General features: G+C 30.1%; 2 protein-coding genes. Both read right to left on the bottom strand.

What is annotated here, in order from left to right:
• Positions 1–59 precede the first annotated feature (59 nt).
• Positions 60–563 (bottom strand): hypothetical protein, encoded by a 504-nt coding sequence (locus D0T53_RS13385; protein ID WP_163268734.1) that lies wholly within the window; start codon positions 561–563, stop codon positions 60–62.
• A gap of 149 nt (positions 564–712) precedes the next feature.
• Positions 713–2,287: a recombinase family protein gene (locus D0T53_RS13380; RefSeq protein ID WP_163268732.1), complete on the bottom strand. Its 1,575-nt coding sequence runs from the start codon at positions 2,285–2,287 to the stop codon at positions 713–715.
• Between the last annotated feature and the right edge of the window lie 592 nt (positions 2,288–2,879).

Here is a 2,879-nt window from a genome sequence, read left to right as displayed (position 1 = left end):
CATCTCGTCCGAGACACTTAGTGGTATACTTTTCAATTACTAAGTGGACTACTTTTCAATTATATTATACAATCTAATTTTAACTCATAAGTTTTTAATCCAGTAATAGTTTTATATAATTCAAAACGTTTCAATGCTCTAATGATTACGCGATAGTTTTTTTTGCGTACATCTGACTGCTTTCCCCTTACTAAAAAGTCATCAAAAGCATCAAAGAATGTTTGTTGTTTTTCCTTTATACCATATTTCTCAGGGTGCAATCTTTTGTCTATCTCTGTATCTAGCCATTCAGAAGTTAAATCTTCTCTTCCAATGTTTTTACTATATATATCTGTTATTAGGATTTTCCTTTCATTCACTGAATTGTTGAACTCAGTGCGTTTAACTTCATTATATAATACCTTGGACTTTATAGACTGCTTTTTATCATCCCAAAGCTCTGAGTTGATGACAAACTCGCTAGTATGAAATAATTGTAGTGCACGACCATCTCTAAGACGAAAACGAACATTAACTTCTTTGGATTTCTTACTTGTTCTGATAAACGCAGTTGTAGTAGCCATGATTATAGATTTAAGATATGGTGGTGCAAATATAGTAAATTTGCACCACATCCTTGCAGTTATCTACAATTAAATGAAATTTATTGCAATTGAATATATTAATTTAAGTGATTGATTTTATTGCATATATACTTAAAATGACTTATAAATCAATAAAAACAAAAAAGCAACTTAGTGCATCTCTCAGCCTCGGCTCTGGGTACTAAGTGGGAAAAACTCGATTTATTTGAGCTTTTCCCATTTTTCTTTCCCTGCAACTCATTGGTCTGCTGATAGATTAAATCTAAAACTTTATTCAAAGAATTGGTTCGATATGTTTTTCCATCAAATACTATTTTTTCAGGAAAAATAGAACTAATGAGTTTACATTTCACTTCTACTCTATCGTGTGTTATATGGTAATCTATATTGTTTATCAAGTCAATAGAGTATGTTAGTTTTGGTTCGATATTTGCACGATTAGGGTTTTCTAGTATATCTATTTTTTCTTCAATAGTAGATATGTTTTTATTATATCTTTCTTTTGCATTATAATAGGTCTCTCTATCTATTTCTCCATCCAAATATTTATCTTCAAGATTATTTAAGCGTTCTTTTGTCTTCAAAATTTCGCCCTCATAACCTTTTATTTGTCCTTGAATATCAACCTTGCCTTCTTGTCGAATATCTTTTAAAACTTCTTTATATAGCCTTAAAATTGGCTCATTAGGTTTTAATGATGATAAGTATTTAGCAAATAACACATTTGCTTCCTCTGCCCTACACCTAAAATGTTTTGCATCATTACTACAATTATAATAGGTGTATTTACCACCATTTCCAGAGCTTGTAGCACCTGTAATTGATTTACCACAAACAGGACAACAAATAAACTTTCTCAGAAATAAATCAGGATTTATTTTTTTTGATAGTTTTGGTGAACCTTTCTTTTTACCATCTATCATCTCTTGTACTTTCTCGAAAGTTGTTTTTTCTATTATGGCGTCATGTTTTCCATTTACATAATGCTCAGGAACGCCCTTGTATTCAGGGACACGCACTTTTCCAATATAAAAACGATTTCTAAGCATGTCCATAAATGAATTTTTATTGATTCTCCAACCATGCTTTCGTTCGACTAATCTCCTTATGTAATTTGGTGATTGTGTACCCTTAGCAACTTCTGAAAATATCCATTGTATAATAGGTGCTTTCACTTTATCTATTTCTACATATTTATTGTAATCATCAATTTTTATATTCTTATATCCTCGTGGTGCTTTATTTGCACACTTTCCTTCTGATAAGGCTTGATTTATGCCATCCATTGTGCCAATACTTCTTTTATCATTATCTACTTCTGCCATTGATAAGTACATGGCTAAAAGCATTTTTGATTCAGGGACAGAATAATCTACATATTGTTCTGCTGCATTCACTTCAATATTCAGACTTTTAAAATAGTCAAGATTTATGTAAGCTAATCTCTGATTACGAGAATATCTATCCCATCTTAAAACCAATATTAAATCAACCTCTTGCTTATGAGATTTACAATATTTCATAATTTCATTGATTTTTGGACGATGTTTAAAATCTTTACCACTTGCATCTTCTCTATAAACATCAATAATATTATACCCATTCTTTCTACAAAACTCTCTTAATGTTTTCTCTTGAAAGTCCAAACTTCCTCCTTTTGCTTGTTCGTCACTACTTACGCGACAATATATTATTACATTCATCTTTTATTAATTTAATTTTCGCATCTATATACTTTAATGTACCAAAATCTCATTTGATTCGATACTCCAAAATTGATACCAAAGCATATGTGCATTTTTAATTTCTTTTATTGTATTATATATACTATATAAGGATTAAATAAAAAATCCACCTACTCGTAATAGATGGATTTCTGGTTAGACGCTTAAAGTAATCTGCAAATCATATGCAAAGCAACTTTGATTAATAACTTGAGAATTGGACGTTCCTCAATAAATTTAGCAACACGCTCAGCATATTTGCCAGCCGAATTTAAGAATTTTTTCATGATACATTTTTTTAAATTCGGCGTATCTATCATGAAACACTGATTACTTTAATTCTAAAATACAAACTATCAATTTTGATAATGTGTTAATAACCAATTAGATTTGCTGTTTTTCCTAATCTGTGTCAATTGCTTTAAGAAAGTTTAACTCTTTGATTCTTGTTTCAATAAAAAGGATGGTCTTCCAACCATCCTTTTTATTCATTATAATGTTGTCCCGTCCTAATATAGGTTGACACAAAAAAAGTCACCTTATGAAAGATTTACAACCAACATCATTAAAA

The sequence above is a fragment of the Dysgonomonas sp. 216 genome (assembly GCF_010501065.1).
In the GTDB taxonomy this organism is placed as follows: Bacteria; Bacteroidota; Bacteroidia; order Bacteroidales; family Dysgonomonadaceae; genus QVMM01.
Note: the sequence above shows the minus strand (reverse complement) of the source record. Positions and strands in the feature narration are given on the sequence as shown.

Excerpts from the sequence above, each read along its gene's own strand:
- D0T53_RS13385 (WP_163268734.1), bottom strand. The coding sequence starts at position 563 with ATGGCTACTACAACTGCGTTTATCAGAACAAGTAAGAAATCCAAAGAA.
- D0T53_RS13380 (WP_163268732.1), bottom strand. The coding sequence starts at position 2,287 with ATGAATGTAATAATATATTGTCGCGTAAGTAGTGACGAACAAGCAAAA.